General features: G+C 52.8%; 12 protein-coding genes, 1 tRNA gene and 1 pseudogene. 8 read left to right on the top strand and 6 right to left on the bottom strand.

The genetic code is table 11. The features are described from left to right. The first annotated feature begins 81 nt into the window (after positions 1–81). Complete coding sequence (locus KTH07_RS16780; protein ID WP_063162088.1) at positions 82–1,851, top strand: DUF927 domain-containing protein; 1,770 nt, start codon at positions 82–84, stop codon at positions 1,849–1,851. Between the two features lie 148 nt (positions 1,852–1,999). On the opposite strand, the gene KTH07_RS16775 is transcribed toward KTH07_RS16780, so the two are convergent. After that, on the bottom strand, positions 2,000–2,611 hold the full coding sequence (locus KTH07_RS16775; protein ID WP_063162087.1) for a hypothetical protein: 612 nt from the start codon (positions 2,609–2,611) through the stop codon (positions 2,000–2,002). A 338-nt stretch (positions 2,612–2,949) separates the two neighbouring features. Then, positions 2,950–4,146 carry a site-specific integrase gene (locus tag KTH07_RS16770; RefSeq protein WP_063162086.1) on the bottom strand — a complete coding sequence of 399 codons (1,197 nt, stop codon included), beginning with the start codon at positions 4,144–4,146 and terminating at the stop codon, positions 2,950–2,952. 1,166 nt (positions 4,147–5,312) lie between these two features. Between KTH07_RS16770 and KTH07_RS16765 the strand changes: the two genes are divergently transcribed. Next, on the top strand, positions 5,313–6,347 hold the full coding sequence (locus KTH07_RS16765) for a hypothetical protein (RefSeq protein WP_063162085.1): 1,035 nt from the start codon (positions 5,313–5,315) through the stop codon (positions 6,345–6,347). 542 nt (positions 6,348–6,889) lie between these two features. Here the strand turns inward: KTH07_RS16765 and KTH07_RS16760 are convergent. Further along, positions 6,890–6,965 (bottom strand) — tRNA-Phe (locus KTH07_RS16760). Positions 6,966–7,060: 95 nt separating this feature from the next. Continuing rightward, positions 7,061–7,774, bottom strand: a complete 714-nt coding sequence (locus KTH07_RS16755) for a DUF554 domain-containing protein (protein WP_003862452.1) — start codon at positions 7,772–7,774, stop codon at positions 7,061–7,063. Positions 7,775–7,955: 181 nt separating this feature from the next. Between KTH07_RS16755 and KTH07_RS16750 the strand changes: the two are divergent. Further along, positions 7,956–10,094 (top strand): annotated as a pseudogene (locus tag KTH07_RS16750) (ornithine decarboxylase). A 76-nt stretch (positions 10,095–10,170) separates the two neighbouring features. On the opposite strand, the gene KTH07_RS16745 reads toward KTH07_RS16750, so the two are convergent. Together KTH07_RS16745 and KTH07_RS16740 are read right to left on the bottom strand one after the other, a co-directional pair. Continuing rightward, positions 10,171–10,863: a response regulator gene (locus KTH07_RS16745; RefSeq protein WP_015571854.1), complete on the bottom strand. Its 693-nt coding sequence runs from the start codon at positions 10,861–10,863 to the stop codon at positions 10,171–10,173. After that, positions 10,853–12,490, bottom strand: a complete 1,638-nt coding sequence (locus tag KTH07_RS16740; protein WP_017382937.1) for a sensor histidine kinase — start codon at positions 12,488–12,490, stop codon at positions 10,853–10,855. The genes KTH07_RS16745 and KTH07_RS16740 overlap by 11 nt, the downstream gene beginning before the upstream one ends. A gap of 345 nt (positions 12,491–12,835) precedes the next feature. On the opposite strand from KTH07_RS16740, the gene KTH07_RS16735 reads away from it, so the two are divergent. From KTH07_RS16735 to citE, 5 genes are read left to right on the top strand one after another with little or no spacing between them, the layout of a single operon-like run. Continuing rightward, entirely contained in the window at positions 12,836–14,197 is a 1,362-nt protein-coding gene (locus tag KTH07_RS16735) for a 2-hydroxycarboxylate transporter family protein (RefSeq protein WP_015571852.1), read from the top strand. A gap of 17 nt (positions 14,198–14,214) precedes the next feature. Then, positions 14,215–15,078: a fumarylacetoacetate hydrolase family protein gene (locus KTH07_RS16730; RefSeq protein WP_015571851.1), complete on the top strand. Its 864-nt coding sequence runs from the start codon at positions 14,215–14,217 to the stop codon at positions 15,076–15,078. 13 nt (positions 15,079–15,091) lie between these two features. Further along, the gene (gene citC / locus KTH07_RS16725) at positions 15,092–16,114 is read left to right on the top strand and encodes a [citrate (pro-3S)-lyase] ligase (protein ID WP_023295419.1); all 1,023 of its coding nucleotides are present in this window, start codon (positions 15,092–15,094) and stop codon (positions 16,112–16,114) included. Positions 16,115–16,130: 16 nt separating this feature from the next. Further along, entirely contained in the window at positions 16,131–16,424 is a 294-nt protein-coding gene (gene citD / locus KTH07_RS16720; protein ID WP_017382935.1) for a citrate lyase acyl carrier protein, read from the top strand. Beyond that, positions 16,421–17,296, top strand: coding sequence for a citrate (pro-3S)-lyase subunit beta (gene citE / locus KTH07_RS16715; RefSeq protein WP_023304411.1), 876 nt, complete (start codon positions 16,421–16,423; stop codon positions 17,294–17,296). The genes citD and citE overlap by 4 nt, the downstream gene beginning before the upstream one ends. The last annotated feature ends 1 nt before the right edge of the window (position 17,297 follow it).

The following is a 17,297-nucleotide window of genomic DNA, read 5'->3' as shown; positions in this document are numbered from 1 at the left end:
TAAATCTGTATTACGGAATTCATTCCCTTTAACCGGGAAGGGGATTCTACAACCTGAATTTAACCTGAATAAGGATTTATCATGTCTGACATTAATAAAAAAAATGAGCTTCGTTTACCGGAAGGTTTTGCTGAAGAGAATGGTAGATTGTATTTTTGTCATGAAGATGACGATAAAATGAAACTTGTGTCCAGTCATTTACTTGAACCTGTGGCAAAGGCCTGTAATCGTGCCGGTAACGGGAACTGGCATATTATTTTAAAGTGCGCCAACCATAGTGGTGCAGAAGTTGAAATGATTATCTGCATGAAAAAGGTGAAGAAGAGTACCGATTCTGTTATCAGCCAGCTTGCAGGTAAAGGTATTTTCGTTGATGACAGTAAGTTATTCCTGGTGTTCCTGCAACGGTCATGTGAAATGGACCTGCCAGTCTATCGTGTGGCGATCCGCCCGGGCTTCCAGCCTGAAGAGCTGGTGTTTCAGTTTGGTCCTTATCCCATTTTTGTGGCCGGGCGGGAGGGGATCCAGGGGGTGATACCGGGCGAAGGGATGATGGTAAATAACACCATTGCAGTCGCGGGCTCGCTTGAGCAATGGCAGGAACAGGTTGCCAGGAAAGTCTGCGGCATGGCACCAAAACTTGCCATTCTGGTGGGGCTGAGTTCATTCCTTCTGCCTTTGCTGGGCGAAAGTGGCGCTATTTTTCATCTGTGTGGCGACAGTTCGACCGGAAAAACCGCGGCATTACAGGTAGGCGCAAGCGTGAATGGTCAGGCTGCTGAGCCCGGCAGCGGAAGTCCAACCCAAATCCAGCGCTGGAACGCGACCTCAAATGGACTGGAATTGCTGATGGTCATGAATAATGGCACCACATTAGCCCTCGATGAGCTGGGTTCTTTCACGGGTAAATTTTTTGCTGAAACGCTGTATGACATTGTATCCGGTGCAACGAAATCGAGAATGGACCCGGAGACTCTGGGGATGGCGCGACAATCTACGTGGGTGCAAAACGTACTGTCTACGGGCGAGCTGACGATTGTAGACAGAATTCGCCTTGAAAAGTCTCAGGTGATGGATGGAATGTTACATCGTGCCCTGTCGATCCCCGTCATGGCGGAGGACTCCCGCAGCGAGAATGAAAGCATTGATGCAGCCAGACAGCGTATCAGCGATATCAAGACTAGTCTGCTGACCTGCCATGGTAGTGCCGGTTATGAGTTCGTGCAGTGTCTGACGCACCTGGCGGATGAAAGTGGGAACTATTTCGACTGGAAAACGACATCGGATATTATGAAGTCATCGCTGAACGAATTTCATGATGAAATGAACCGGCGGCTGCACGCGGGGCTCACTACTCTCAGCTCTGTTGAAAGCCGGGCGCTGCGTCGTTTTGCCATTCTGTATATGACCGGAGCCTTCGCCGCGGACTGGGGTATCCTGCCATGGCAATGCTCAGATATTGCTGATGTGACATTCGAAGCGTTCGGACGCTGGTTGCAGCACTATCGCAGCGATGCAGGCCGCAAGGAGAATATCCTGATTGCTGTTCAGAACTTTATCGCTGTGAACCGTTCAAAACTGATTGACGCAAAAATGCCCTCTTTTGCGTCTCAGAAAACCGATATTGCCGGGTATATACTGGATGACGGAAGCTATTTACTCCTCCCCGATACGCTCGATAAACTGGGCAATAAGTGGGGGTTGTCTGCGAAAAATCTGGCCCGCCTGGTCGATGAGGCTGGCTACCTTACTCGCCCGGAAGGCGATCGGCTCACTGCACGCAGGACCATCCGCAAAGTCAATGTGACGGGCTACTGTTTCTCCGCTGATTTTGCAAAAGCCAGACTCTGAGTTCTTACTCATTGATATCAAAGGCCGCCCGCGCAGGCGGCCTTTATCATGTCACTTATTAATCAGATGACCCGGCAAATGTCCTGGCATTGCACGTGAGTCGCCCTGTCGACTTCCTTCCATAAAAATACGCCGGAAACGGCCAGTTTTAGATTGTAAATACATTTAACGCTCTTAAATCAACGAGGGCACCAATCCGCTTTAAATAATCGTCACCAACCAGCTGGGGATGATAAACCATGTTTTCATTAAATGCAGAATAGTGTTGAAACGCACAGCGGCCAATTGCCGATGGAACATTATTCACAATGCCATATGTGGTACCAAACGTAAGGTCTATTATTTCCATGTTCGGCGTCGTCAGCCACGCATGCAAATTTATCGTTCCGATACCTGACGTCGGATCGCCCAGATTATTTTTTAGTGTTTCTTCACATGTATAAAAGACCGGGCTTTTATCATAATCCACATAGCCTAAAGTATAATAGAGCGGAGTTTGTAAGGCTTCCTCCAAAGCATCCTGTGCGAAATACATGTATCCAAAGCATTGCTGTGAGACCTCTTTGGGTGTGTGTTTTAAAGCGATTTCCTGAATGACGTTGAGTGCGGCTTCACCCTTATCACCCGTCAGAAAAGACGTTTTGCTCAACCTGACCCTGGGGACTTCAAGCCCCCATTTTTTCGAGCGTTTTACAGCGGATGTGAACTCAGTCTCATAGTTCACGTTCTTACTCAGCCTGCTCATTAATCTTCTGAACATCACACCCTCCCTGAACTGGTTAAACCGACTGTTCTTTAGCAATCCGCGTTTCCATGCTAACAGTGGTATTGTGCTTAAAAAGTTGTTACCAGTATAATGGTAAGAAATTCTCAATAATATTATAAATAATATAAATTTCTATCATAACCCGATTTATTATTGGGTAGGCTGGCTGAGATAACATGAGTCTGGCAATCCCTGACGACACGCATAATTATTAGTGAGACTAATGGGGTGGAGCGCTGTTCTTCCCTCTGAATTTGCCAAAACCAGCTTCAGCATTCTTGCCTGTCGATGCTACAGGTCGCCCGCAAAAGCGACCTGTATTCTGCCTACGGTCAGTCTGGTTGCCCGGAAAGGGCCAACGCATTGCCAATATGCTGCTCAATCAACTGCCCGGTCGCTTTCAGTCGCTGTGGATGCAGATGGGCATAACGCTGTGATGACTGGATACTGCGATGCCCGAGCTGAGCCTGAACGTCATATAAGGTGCCTCCCCGTGAAACGATTAATGCGGCAACCGAATGACGGCAGGTGTGAATGCAGACCTCCTCATCGTAGATACCTGCCCGCCGGATAATGCGCCTAAAGGCTTTGGTGACATTGCAGACCGGTTTGCCCGGAATTTTGCCGCCAAACATCCATACATTACCGCTGAAGCGGGGTAGCTCATCAATTAGCTTTACCGCCCAGTCATTGAGATGAACCAGTCTGCCCGAGCCATTCTTGGTTTCCGGTAGCCGTAGTGTTCCCTGCTGCATACTGTAATGCGTCCATTTTGCCAGCCTGAGTTCATCGCGGCGCAGCCCGGTCAGCAGTAATAAACGAACATAAATACCGGCCACACGGCTGTTATCCTCGCTGGCAGCATCGAAAATGCGTCTGATCTCTGTTTCTGAGAAATAACGCTGACGGGCATTATTTTCACGCAGAAGAGGAATATTCGCTGCCGGGTTCACCGTCACCATCTCATGACGCAACGACCATCTAAGAAGGGCTTTCAGCAGGGCAATCACCCGGTTATTGGTGGCGGGCTGACAGGTTTCGCACAACGAAGACTGAAGGTGGGTGACGTGACGGGGCGTGATTTCATTAAGCAGCAGATTTCCCATCACAGGGGCAATGTGGTCACGAAAGCGCTGCTCATCCTTGTTCCAGCTCTTTTTATGCAGTTTTGCCCATGGGAAGTAATACTGGCTAAAGGCTTCCTGAAGAGTAGGAATGGCCCGGCATTTGTCCCGCTCATAACGCGGGTCAGTGCCGGTAGCTATCTGGCGTTTCATCTCAGTGGCAATCTTTCGGGCGACAGTGACATCAATCTCCGGCCAGTGACCGATGCTGATAGCACGTTTGCGGCCCTGCCAGAGATAGCGCAGGAGAAACTTCTTCTTACCTTCTCCCTTACCAACCAGACATTTGAGCCCGCTGATTTCGGTATCGCTGTATTCCGCTTCACGGGAGGGGGCATCTGGTTCATTAGGGGGCAGGCCATCAATGAGGCGGTGAGTAAACTTAAAACGGCGTGGTGTGGACATGCAGAAGTCTCCTTATGCAGGGGTGATTAATACGTTAGTGAGGTCAGAAAGTGAGGCAGGGAGGGAAGAGTCCCGTGCCTCAGCGTGTAATGCGCGTTAGGGCAGAAAAGGCAGCATGGCTATGTTGTGGCAGTGACGGTTACTAAGGGGGAGGAAGGTTAGCGTCAGAATTCTCCGGTCTGTCTCTGGTCTTCCCCGCAGCTTGCCCGGTGAACTTACTGAAAACGGGAGGTGAAAAAGCGTTGTGTTATAACGGCTTGGCATGGTATCCCCGGTTTTTCCGTTGATATCGAGGAGGGTGAATTCATTTGATGAGAGGTATTTATGTGTAACTGATAAATAATCTGTCTGGTGAAGCTTGCATATAAAAATAATTCATATAAATAATATATAAATGAATAGTTATGTGAAACCGTTTGTTTCTCAATAAATACAATGGTTAATTTGGATTGGTTTTATTAATTGATATGGCATTAATAATTGACTTAATTACCAAAGGGATATTGGCTACGCTAAATTACCACATTTACCGGCAGCAAGAATAAGAATCATGGTTAGCCATGCATAATATCATTTGAGAAAATAAAATGAAAAATCTTCATTGTCTGTTTAATTTATTTTTATCATTTAACGCATGTTTGTTGGATTGAATTTATTACCATTATTTTATGAATAAATATACAGAGTGATATAAATGTTGGTTTGATGACGGGCGGTAAGCATCCATACTCACCCTGTGAAAATTGAACGGGAAAACGGGGAATCTGGGTAAAAGTGTTGCTACACAAGGGATGTGTGGATTTCTGTAGCGGGAAATCTACGGGGGGAATTGCGGGGCAGTGGCGGGGGGAAATTTCCCTGTTAATGCTGATCAGTTCTTACTGGTTGGCTCTTGCTCACACCGTGAACAGAGTTAGTCTGACAAAATTCGGTGAGTGTGATGAAGACGGCATTTTTGCAACCGTAGGTTGAGTTTTTTCTGTCGAACCATGGTGGCTGTGAGCTGGATAACTAACGGTTGCTTAGTCGCGATCATAATGTGTAGTGTATAAGACTAACAGCAGAGATGATAGCGATGCCAGAGGGCAATAACTGAAGCAAAAAACTATGACAGGCATGTAATGAATGAGCATCATAAATGAATCATACTTATAAATGGAGTTAGTATGCCAGGAACACAGCACCGTATCGATTTAAATAAAGAAGTGGTCGAAATTGCGGAAAAGGCAATCGAAGCATTTGGATTATCTTATGATAAAACGGCGCATTCAAATCTTCATGATCCCCTTCTCAGATGGTGCGATTTCGTATTGCGATATATACCACCAGCAAAGAGACTTATTTATAAGTCAGATCGCTTTCCCGTGAGTGTTAGTGATGACGAAAAAATTGGTTTGAAAAGAATAGAATATTTACTTACTGCGGGTGGAGATGTTAATCCGTATCAAAGTAAAACGCTGACACTTTTTAATAATACCAGTAGTAAAAAAGAGAAAAAGAGAACCGATGGGCTATGGGCTGACTGGGATATTCATCATTTGCATTTGCCACTGAACCCGGCAGATCCCATGAAAAAATATTCTGACCGTTCTGATTGGGTTTTGTTCTTGAGGGTATACAAAAATGCAGTTCTTTTTATTGATATAAAAAAGCATGATAGTAACGTTGAGCCCGATCTCTTTTCACAACAAGATCTCATGCGAACTTTTATACGAAACTGGCCGGAGGAAGCCGAAAGACATCAGATGAAAGGCGTAGCGGGGCTCGCCAGAAAAGGACCCATCACTGATGCAGATGTTGCAAAATTGAGGAGCAATGGAATAAATGTCCCCTTTGAAATTGATGGGAAAGTCTATGTTCCATTGGGTATGGGAATGACTACGGCTGTAACTGCTACGAGGGTATCAATATTTAGAGACAAAATATATCGCTATGCCAGAGAAATAGAAGAAGTATTGCTGGATGACAAAAAACAATTCATGCAGGAATTACAACATCTCTCAATAGATAAGCCTGATTTTCAGATAATGATGTTTGATGATGGTGGTTTGGGTATTCATGAGAAAGGATCAGATAAAGCATGGAAATTTGCGCGCGTAAATCCTCAAGTACATAATGATCTTTTTTGCGTGTTCAATAATTCTTTAATGCCTGAGTGGGCTGGGCCTGTAGTAATATCTCACTGGATAAACAATCCATAGTTATGCAGGCAGAAGAGCCATGTAAATCTGGTGACCTGCTCCCGTTGATTAATGCATTGTGATTTGGAGCAAACAGTAAGTACTGCAGGGATCCTATTTTAACTCTTACCTTCAATGACTGGTAGCGTGTGAAAGTTGACTGGAGGAGTGCTCATGGCCGATTTTATTGAGAACCGTGAACGAGGCCGGTGATCCTTACCGTAATTGTGAGGGGTTGAGCAAGCCTACCGGTGCGGTAATGTTTTGCATAGCTCAGAAGGGAATCGATAATGGCTTTCTTCTCCAGACCGGACAAAGACCGGATGTTACTGTGTGGTGATAAAACCAGCTAAAGGCTGTACATGTTGGGTATAGTGTTTATTGGCGATGTGAAACCTAACAGACAACGGCACCGTGACCGGAAGGGCAGGGAGTCGCTAAAGGGAAATGCTCGGGTTGGATGCAAGAGGCCGAGTAGTAGTAACTATGGCTAAGACGACCAGAAATCTACCAGAACCCCAGAAAGCAAAAAACCAGCCCGTAGGCTGGTTTCTTTAAAATAGTGGTGCCCGGACTCGGAATCGAACCAAGGACACGGGGATTTTCAATCCCCTGCTCTACCGACTGAGCTATCCGGGCAACGGGGCGCATTAAACCCGATCCTCCCTCCGGCGTCAACGAAATTTGTTGCTTTCGGAGCAGACTGCACACTCTCTCACCATTTCGTCGCAAACTTAAGCGAAAAAGTGCGTCCAGAGCGCGGAAAGCGGCATCGCGAGCAGCAGGGCAGGGAGCATGTTCACCACTGCAAACATCTTAATGCCACAGATGCGCAGCCCTGTCGCCAGCAGCAACAGGCCGCCGACGGCGGTAAAGTCTGCCATCATCGCTGGCGTTGTCAGCGGTAGGATCAGCGTGGCGCAGGTGGCCAGCGCCAGCTGAATAAGCAACATCGGCACACAAATCGCGGCGACGGCGATGCCTAGGGTGGTGGCAAAAATGGTGGCAGTAAAGAAATCCAGAAACGCTTTCGCAATCAATATGCTGGGATCGCCGGTCATCCCTTCCTGCATCGAACCGAATATCCCCGTGCCGCTGGCGCAGAACAGAATAATGATCGCAACGTAGTTCTGAATAAACGACTCGTGCGTGCCGTGCTTTGCCTTGCCTGGTCGGGCAATCAGATTTTTGGCTTTGCCTACCGCGTGATTAATACCTTTTTCCAGATAGCAAAACTCGCCGATGAGCGCGCCGAGCAGCGTCGCCAGTACCATCACCGGCAGGTTGGCGCATTTCACCACTAAAAGGATACCAATCCCTAACGACGCCAGGCCAAAAATAGAAGGCATGGAGACGCGAATACGCTCCGGCAGGCGCTGACTTAATACTGCCCCAAGTACACCGCCCAGCAATACGGCTCCCGCATTGATAAAGGGTCCAATTACCACGTTTAACTCCTGTTATTTAAGCACTGGCATTGCATGATTATGGCACGTTCGTCCCTGATTACGCTTAGCTTTGGGAGGCGTAACGCATACTGATTCCTTCTTGCACCTGAAAATAAAAGGTGACATGATTGCGCGAATTTTCTCCTTCCTGTCTCACCGTTCGGTGAGGGTGTTTGCGCTTATGAAAACCATGAAAATTGCCGTCAGCCGTGAGCTGGTATCCAAAGTTTCTACGCATCGCGAAAAAGTTATGCTGGATAACACTGATTTCACCGATGTGGCGGCAGTCGTCATTACGGTTGTTGAAAGCTACAGCGGCATTCTCGCATTGCTGAAGCGTACGGGCTTTCAGCTACCGGTATTTATGTTCTCAACAGAGCCAGGAGAGATGCCAGAGGGTGTCACGGCGATCATCTCAGGTAAAGCACAGGAATTGCTGGAACTGGAATCTGCCGCCTGCCGGTATGAAGAGAACCTGCTGCCACCCTTTTTTGACACCCTGAGCCAGTATGTGGCGATGGGAAACAGCACCTTTGCCTGTCCGGGTCACCAGCACGGTGCCTTTTTCAAAAAACACCCGGCGGGGCGGCAGTTCTATGATTTCTTCGGTGAGAACGTTTTTCGCGCCGACATGTGCAACGCCGACGTTAAGCTGGGCGATCTGCTGATCCACGAAGGCTCCGCCAAGCACGCGCAAAAGTTCGCGGCGAAAGTATTCAACGCGGACAAAACCTACTTTGTGCTGAACGGCACGTCGGCGGCCAACAAGGTGGTGACCAACGCGCTGCTGACCCGCGGCGACCTGGTGCTGTTCGATCGTAACAACCATAAGTCCAACCATCATGGGGCGCTGATCCAGGCCGGGGCAACGCCTGTCTATCTTGAGGCAGCCCGTAATCCGTTTGGTTTTATCGGCGGGATTGATGAACACTGCTTTGATGAGGTCTGGCTGCGGGAACTGATCCGTGACGTCGCGCCGCAGAAAGCCGCCGAGGCGCGCCCGTTCCGCCTGGCGATCATTCAGCTCGGCACCTATGATGGCACGATCTACAACGCCCGTCAGGTGATCGACAAGATCGGTCACCTTTGCGACTACATCCTCTTTGACTCCGCCTAGGTCGGCTACGAGCAATTTATCCCGATGATGGCGGAAACGTCTCCGCTTCTGCTGGAACTGAACGAGAACGATCCGGGAATTTTCGTGACCCAGTCGGTCCACAAGCAGCAGGCCGGGTTCTCGCAAACGTCGCAGATCCATAAAAAGGATAACCATATTCGCGGTCAGTCGCGCTTCTGCCCGCACAAGCGGTTGAACAATGCGTTCATGCTGCATGCCTCCACCAGCCCGTTTTACCCGCTGTTTGCTGCGCTGGACGTGAACGCCAAGATCCACGAGGGCGAGAGCGGACGCAGGCTGTGGGCGGAGTGCGTCGAGCTGGGCATTGAAGCACGCAAGGCCATCATCGCCAACTGCAATATGATCAAACCGTTTATCCCGCCGGTGGTGGCGGGGCGGCCATGGCAGGATCACCCCACACAGGCTATCGCCAGCGAGCGTCGCTTCTTTAGTTTTGAACCGGGTGCAAAATGGCACGGTTTTGAAGGCTATGCCCGCGAGCAGTATTTCGTCGATCCGTGCAAGCTGCTGCTGACCACGCCGGGCATTGATGCTGAAACAGGTCACTATACCGATTTCGGCATTCCTGCGACCATTCTCGCCCACTACCTGCGCGAGAACGGCATTGTGCCGGAGAAGTGCGATCTCAACTCCATCCTGTTCCTGCTGACGCCAGCCGAGAGCGCGGAGAAGCTAATGCAGCTGGTGGCGATGCTGGGGCAGTTTGAACAGCATATTGAAGACGACACGCCGCTCGCGGATGTGCTTCCGACTATCTATCAGAAATACCCGGTGCGCTACCGCGACTACACGATCCGTCAGCTGTGCCAGGAGATGCACGATCTTTACGTCAGCTTTAACGTGAAGGATTTACAGAAGGCGATGTTCCGTCAGGAGAGCCTGCCTGCCGTGGTGATGAACCCGCAGGATGCCAACCAGGAGTACGTTCGCGGGAACGTCGAACTGGTGCGTATTCGTGACGCCGAAGGACGCATTGCCGCCGAAGGTGCGCTGCCATACCCGCCGGGCGTGCTGTGCGTGGTGCCCGGGGAAGTCTGGGGTGGAGCAGTACAGCGCTATTTCCTGGCGCTGGAAGAGGGCATTAATATGCTGCCGGGTTTCTCCCCAGAGTTGCAGGGCGTTTACAGCGAGAAAGATGCGGACGGGATTAAGCGGCTGTATGGATACGTATTGAATGTCTGAACGTAGGCCGGGTAAGCGTTAGCGCCACCCGGCGAGTTGCCCGGTGGCGCAAGCTTACCGGGCCTACAATACTGCGTCAGGCTTCTGCGCGGCGGTACATCCTTCTCGGATGCCCAATCTTCCCGTACAGCATCTCCACTGTCAGAAAACCCACCTCCACGCAGTGTTCCAGATAGCGCCGGGTGGTGGTTTTACTCAGGCCCGTCTCGCTCACCACCTCATCCACCGTAAAACAGTGCGCCGCCTTGTTGTTAAACAGCATTTGCACCCGCGCCAGCGTGTTCTCCTCTATCCCTTTGCTGCCGTTGTCCAGGCGATAGTTTTTCGCCTGCAATTGATAGAGTGAATCTACGTTCTGCTGGTCGACAATCTTCCAGACGCGCTGCTGTTCGGCAAACTGCACAAAACGTTCCAGCGACTGGCTCAGGCGCTTCCAGGAAACCGGCTTGAGGATGTAGTCGAACGCGCCGTTACGAATTGCCTGGCTACAGGTGTCCATATCGCTGGCGGCGGTGATGAAAATCACCGAGCAGTTGGCGCGGGTGAGCATCGGGTTGCTGATAAGGGTGATGCCTTTGCCGTCCGGCAGGTAGTTATCCAGCAGCATCAGCTTCGGCTGTTTGCTCTCCAGTTGTACCTGCGCGTCGGCCAGCGACGCGGCAATCCCCACCAGCCTCAGGCGCGGATGTTTACCGATAAGCTCCGCGTGCAGTTGCGCCAGTTCGTTCTCGTCTTCAACAATCAGTACGTCGATAAGTTCATGTTGCATAGTCGGTATCTTCCAGTTCCTGTACGGGGTGCCGGGCCGTTCCCGTGGCGGGAATAAACAGTGAGAAAATGGCACCGCGTGGGGTGTTATCGGCAACTTCAATTGCACCGCCAGCCTGTGTGACATAGCTTTCAATCAGATACAGGCCAATACCATGATCGCCGCGCGTTTTGGTGGTGATGCCGCGCTCAAAGATCCGGTCGCGGATCTCCGGTGTGATGCCGACGCCCTGGTCGGCGACTTCAATAATCAGTTCCTGCTCGTTCAGCTTTATCAGCACGTCCACCGGGGCATGCGGGAGCGGTGCACGCTGGGTCGCTTCAATGGCGTTATCCAGCAAGTTCCCGATGATCGAGATAAGTTCCGATTCGAGCAGCGGCAGGAACGGTTTATCCACCCGGCAGGCCGGGTCGAAACTCAGCTCAACGCCTTTTTCACGCGCGCGGGCGGCCTTTCCAAGCAGCAAACCACACAGCGTCGGAGAGCTAAAGCGGGACGAGATAAAGTCCAGCAGCTCCTGAGCGTGTTCCGACTGCGCCTGTATGTAGCGAATCGCTTCGTCATAACGGCCCATATGCAGCAGGCCGGACAGCGTAGTCATGCGGTTCAGCTGTTCATGGCGCATGATGCGCAGGTTATCAACGTAGCGCTTCACCTGGCTGAGCTGGGCGCTGAGCGAGTCGATCTCGTTGCGATCGCGAAAGGTGATCACCCAGCCCTGCAACGCATCTTCCAGCATGATCCGCACCCGGCTGGCAATAACTGTGAGATCGTTAAAGCGACAGATCTCATCGTGGGTGTCTTTCGCAAGCATGGTTTGCGCGTTGAAGAACGGGACGGGCGCGATCACCTGGCTGATGAGCTGACCCCGCAGTTCGCGGGCGGGCTGGCGTAAGCCTAATAATTTACGCGCCGCCTGGTTGATCACCTCAATGCGGAGATCGTCGTCGATGGCAATCACCCCTTCATAAATGGATTCCATCATCGCCTTTTGCTGGCGCACCAGCAGGCCGATTTCGCGCGGCTCCAGAGAGAATATCTGCTTCTTGATGCTGCGGGTGAAGAACCAGGAGAAAATAAACAGGGCGATAAGCAGCAGCACGGCGGCAATCAGGATATTAACCACCTTGTTGACGGTGATGGTGTCCAGATAGCTCGTGAGATAGCCTACCGAAACAATCCCCACCACCTGCCCGGCATCATTAAAAATGGGCGCTTTGCTGCGCAGCGAAATGCCTAACCCGCCCTTGCGGATGGTGATGGTGCTTTTGCCGTGTAATACCTCGTCGTTATCTCCGCCAACCAGCGTTTTGCCTACCCGGTCGGCAAACACGGAGTGGAAAAGATGCAGCCCCTTATTGTCACCAATCACAATAAAACTGGCGTCGCTGCGGGCGGCTATTTTCTGCATAAAGTCATGGATACCCAGGATATCCTTTTGTTCGACTTCTTTTCGCAGGGTAGGAATAAGCGCAATTTCTTCGGCCTGTATTTTTGCGCGCGCGCTCATTTCCTGATAAAGCTGCCTGCCGACATCGACATAATAATATCCGCCCAGTAATGCGAACAGCACTGAGAAAAAGGCGACCAGCGAAATAAACAGCTTGATCTGAAACGATACTTTCATAACTATCACGCGAGATATCAACAGGTCGGCTGAATATATCATCTTTTAAAGCCAGGATGCCCGCTTTGCCGAAAACTTGTGATCCCTTGCACAGCGCAGCCTGTAAAAGATTTTTCCGAAAGTCTCATCCTCTTAAGGTTAAATGAATAAATGTTATTTCTTTGTTCAGTTAAGAAAAGAAACCATAAAAACCACGGCAATAAATAAGGCGTAAATCACATTAAATAAAAGAAACCATTAAAACCATAGCGTCCATTAAAACTTCGCTTTTAATATGCCATCCCTCACATAAAGTAAGCCTTTGTGACTCTAAGCTGAACGCACAAAATAACTAAGGGGCTTATTATGAGCACAACTGACGATTCATTCTCTGTTACCCACGACCCGATTGATATTCAGCGGCCATCGCTCAAAGAGCGCTGGTGGCATATTATGGATACCTGGAAAATCGGCATTATTCCTCTGCCGCTGTTCGTTCTGGCGGGCGCGCTGATTGCGATTGATTGCCTGGGCGGAAAACTGCCGAGCGACATTGTGGTCATGGTGGCCACGCTGGCCTTCTTCGGCTTTGCCTGCGGTGAGTTCGGCAAACGCCTGCCGATTGTCGGCAAGCTCGGTGCGGCGGCAATTTGCGCCACCTTTATCCCTTCCGCGCTGGTCTATTACGGCCTGCTGCCGGACGTGGTGGTTGAGTCCACGACCAAATTCTATAAATCCACCAATATTCTCTACCTCTATATCTGCTGCATTATCGTCGGCAGCATCATGAGTATGAACCGCACCGTGCTGATCCAGGGCTTCCTGCGCATCTTCTTCCCGATGCTGTGCGGTGAAATCGTCGGCATGATTGTCGGCATGGGTGTTGGGCTGGCGCTGGGCCTCGAGCCGTTCCAGATCTTCTTCTTTATCATTCTGCCGATCATGGCGGGCGGCGTCGGGGAAGGGGCGATCCCGCTCTCTATCGGCTATGCCACCCTGCTGCATATGGATCAGGGCGTGGCGCTCGGCCGCGTGCTGCCGATGGTGATGCTCGGCGGCCTGACGGCGATCATTATCTCCGGCTGCCTCAACCAGCTCGGGAAACGCTACCCGCACCTGACCGGTGAAGGCCAGCTGATGCCGAATCGCGCCAACGCTGATGCCACTGTTTCCCAACCTGCGTTCTCCGGCAAAGCGGACGTGACGACCATCGCCTCGGGCGCGCTGCTGGCGGTGCTGCTGTACATGCTGGGCATGCTCGGTCACAAGCTGATTGGTCTGCCAGCGCCGGTGGGCATGTTGTTTATGGCGGTGCTGGTGAAGCTCTGCAACGGCGCCTCTCCGCGTCTGCTGGAGGGTTCCCAGGTGGTGTACAAATTCTTCCAGACCTCCGTGACCTACCCAATCCTCTTCGCTGTCGGCGTGGCGATTACCCCATGGCATGAACTGGTGGCGGCGTTCACCGTCAGCAACCTGCTGGTGATTGTCAGCACCGTTTCCGCGCTGGTGGCGACCGGATTCTTCGTTGGCAAAAAGATTGGTATGCACCCGATTGATGTCGCCATCGTCTCCTGCTGTCAGAGCGGGCAGGGCGGCACCGGTGACGTGGCGATCCTGACCGCAGGCAACCGCATGAGCCTGATGCCATTCGCCCAGATTGCTACCCGTATCGGCGGCGCGATTAACGTCTCTGTCTCACTGCTGATTCTGGGCAACTTCCTCGTTTAAGTTTTCAGGAAAGAACAATGAAACTCGCAAGCTTTTTATACCAGGGAAAACGCAGCTACGGCATCGTACAGGCCGAAGGCGTGATTGATTTGGGCCGCCGCCTGGGCGACCGCTATGGCGACCTTAAAGCGCTGTTGCAGGGGAACGGGCTGGCGCAGGCCACCCGTTTTCTGAACGACGCGGTGGATGTACCGCTGAACGCCATCACCTTCTTACCGGTGATTGTCCAGCCGGAAAAAATCCTCTGCGTGGGCATGAACTATGCCGACAAGCGCAAGGAGTTTGACCAGCACAACCCGGCCCCGACGCTGTTTGTCCGCTTCCCGGACTCACAGACCGGCCACAACGAGCCGGTGCTGAAGCCGCGCCACTCCAGCGAGTTCGACTACGAAGGCGAGCTGGCTGTGATCATCGGCAAAGGCGGGGAGAACATCAGCCGCGACGACGCCCTGCGCCACGTGGCGGGCTACAGCTGTTACATGGACGGCTCCGCCCGCGACTGGCAGCACACCTGGTTCACCGCCGGGAAAAACTGGCGGCAGACCGGGGCGTTCGGCCCGTGGATGGCGACGGCGGATGAGATCCCGGACCCGCACAGCCTGGCGATCCGCACCTGGCTGAACGGCCGCATGGTGCAGGAGGACAACACCAGCAGCATGATCCACAAGGTGGCGGAACTGATCGAGTATATCAGCACCTTCACCCGTCTCAGCCCGGGCGACGTGATCATCACCGGCTCGCCTGGTGGCGTGGGTAAAAAGCGCAACCCGCCGCTGTTTATGAAGGAGGGGGATCGCATTGAGGTGGAGATCGAGCATATCGGTCATCTGAGCAACGTGATCGTGGAAGCGCCAGCCGTCGGGCTCGCGGCAGCGCACTGAGTAAGGCGGCAGCATGCAATCGCAACCCATTGATTTTCGGCACACCGTTGTGGCGAAACACCCGGAACGCTTAAGCCAGATCCGCTACCTGCTGGCAGACAGCGGCCTTGGCCTGGACAACGACATCACGCTGTTTGTCGAAGCCTGGTCCGGCGCGCAGCTGGTGGGTTGCGCCGGGCTGGCTGCCAACGTCATCAAATGCGTGGCGGTCAACGAGCAGCTTCGTGGGGAAAACCTCAGCGCGCGTCTGCTGGCAGAGGTGGAAAACGCGGCGCTGGAGCGCGGCCATTTTCACCTCTTCCTCTGCACCCGTCCGTGCAATAAGGAGCGCTTTGGCCGCAGCGGTTTCTGGCCGATTGCCCAGAGCGGGAACAACGCGGTGCTAATGGAGAACACTCCGCAGGGGATCGCGCGCTACTGCCGATCCCTGCGCGCGAAGCGCCGGTGTGGGGAAAAAACGGGCGCGATCGTGATGAACGCCAATCCCTTCACCCTCGGCCATCGTCATCTGGTGGAGCAGGCGGCGACGCAGTGCGATGCCCTGCATCTGTTTGTGGTGCGTGAAGACGCCTCGTTCTTCCCGTTCAGCGCGCGCATTGAGATGGTGCGTGCGGGCGTGGCGCATCTGCCGAACGTGGTGGTGCATGAAGGCTCGCAGTACATCATCTCCCGCGCCACCTTCCCGGCCTACTTCCTGAAGGAGACCGGCAAAGTGCAGCAGGCGTGGAGCGAGATCGACGTGCTGATCTTCCGGGACTATATCGCCCCGGCGCTGGGCATCACGCACCGCTTCATCGGCTCGGAGCCGTTCTGCGACATCACGCGGCAATACAACCAGACGCTGCACGACCTGCTGGCCTCGCACATCGACGTGGTGGAGATGCCGCGCATCAAAGCCACCGGCAACGCCATTTCGGCCTCGGAAGTGCGCCGTTTACTCAAGACACAGCAGTTTTCCCGGATCCGGGAGATTGTCCCGGACTCCACCTTCGCGCACCTCGAAGCACATTATCGTGCGAGTGCGGAAGTCGCATAACTATCAGGAATTTATCATGAATATTGTAAGGGAGGCGCTGGCCGGAACGCAGGAGTCCAGCGACCTGATGGTGAAAATCGCCCCCGCTCACGGTGAGCTGGAGATTGTCATCCACAGTGAAGTGATTAAGCAGTTTGGCGAGCAAATACGCCAGGTGGTCAACGACACATTGCGCGCCATGAACGTGCACCAGGGATTAATCATTATTGAAGACAAAGGGGCGCTGGACTGTGTGATCCGCGCTCGCCTGCAAAGCGCGCTTCTGCGTGCCGCCGATGAACAGGCCATCAACTGGGGGGCGCTGAAATGAGCAAACTCCGCCGCAGTATGCTGTTCCTGCCAGGCGCCAATGCCGCCATGCTCTCTACCGCCTTTATCTACCGCCCCGACTCCATCATGTTTGACCTTGAGGACGCCGTGGCCCTGCGCGAGAAAGACACCGCACGCATGCTGGTGTTCCACGCGTTGCAGCACCCAATGTATCAGGATATCGAAACCGTGGTGCGCATTAACCCGCTGAGCACGCCGTTTGGTCTGCTGGATCTGGAGGCCGCCGTGCGCGCGGGCGTGGACGTGATTCGCCTGCCGAAAACCGACACCCCGGACGATATTTACGAGCTGGAAGGCCACCTCGAGCGTATCGAGAAGGAGTGCGGGCGTGATGTGGGTTCCACCCGCGTGATGGCGGCGATTGAATCGGCCATTGGCGTCATCAACACCGTGGCGATTGCCCGCAGCTCCCCGCGCCTGATCGGCATCGCGCTGGCCGCCTTTGACTACGTGATGGACATGCAGACCGAGCGCGGCGACGGCACCGAGCTGTTCTATGCCCGCTGCGCCGTGCTGCACGCCGCACGCGCCGCCGGTATCGACGCCTTCGACGTGGTGTGGTCCGACGTTAACGACGAAGCCGGGTTCCTGCGCGAGGTCGACCTGATCCGCAAGATGGGCTTCAACGGCAAATCGCTGATTAACCCGCGCCAGATAGACCTGCTGCACAACGCCTACGCCCCGACTCAGGAAGAGGTGGATCACGCCAAAAGGGTGATTGAGGCGGCAGAAGAGGGCGAGCGTAACGGCCTGGGCGTGGTGTCGCTCAACGGCAAAATGGTGGATGCACCGATTATTAACCACGCGCAGGTGGTGCTGGAGCGCGCGGCGGCCTCTGGCGTGCGTCGGTAAG

Source organism: Enterobacter cloacae complex sp. ECL72 (genome assembly GCF_019056635.1).
GTDB lineage: Bacteria > Pseudomonadota > Gammaproteobacteria > Enterobacterales > Enterobacteriaceae > Enterobacter > Enterobacter hormaechei_C.
This window is presented reverse-complemented; position numbering and strand designations above follow the sequence as displayed.